Source organism: Pseudomonas sp. SWRI179, from assembly GCF_014268705.1.
GTDB classification, from domain to species: domain Bacteria; phylum Pseudomonadota; class Gammaproteobacteria; order Pseudomonadales; family Pseudomonadaceae; genus Aquipseudomonas; species Aquipseudomonas zanjanensis.
This window is the reverse complement of the sequence record NZ_JABWRA010000138.1, coordinates 1-547: the sequence shown is the minus strand read 5'-3', so window position 1 is coordinate 547 and position 547 is coordinate 1. Positions and strand designations below refer to the sequence as shown.

Annotated in this window: 1 protein-coding gene; it reads right to left on the bottom strand. The window is 67.6% G+C overall.

The genetic code is table 11. From position 1 onward, the window contains the following. The coding region (locus HU767_RS29215; RefSeq protein ID WP_238349545.1) for a condensation domain-containing protein at window positions 1-547 on the bottom strand (547 nt) is incomplete at both ends.

Here is a 547-nt window from a genome sequence, read left to right as displayed (position 1 = left end):
GGGTCAGGCCTTGTTGCTGGCTGAAGCGGCGCAAGCGGGCGCTGAGTGGCGCGGGCAGTTGCAGGGCCAGCGCGGCGCCTTGGTAGCTTTGTACTTGTGGGCGCGGGTGGTCGCTGGGCAGTTCCAGCAACGCCGGGGCGCCGTCCAGGTGTGCTTTCCAGAAACCGACCTGGGCGTGCAAGCGTTCGCCTTGCAGGTGCTGCTGTTGCCAGCTGGCGTAGTCGGCGTATTGCAGCGCCAGGGGCGGCAGCGGGTCGTCGAGCTGCTGGCTGAACGCGGCGTAGAGGGCGTTGAACTCACCGATCAACACCGCCACCGACCAACCGTCGGAGACGATGTGGTGCTGGGTCACCAGCAGGATGTGTTCGTCTTCGGCCAGGCACAGCAGGCGGCCGCGAATCAGCGGGCCTTGGCTGAGGTCGAAGGCCTCCCGGGCTTCGGTCTGGGTCAGTTGGCTCACGGCCGCTTGGCGGGCGTCGGCGTCCAGGGTTTGCAGGTTGTGTTCCTGCAAGGCAAAGCCGATGTCGGCGGCGGCGAAGCGCTGGCG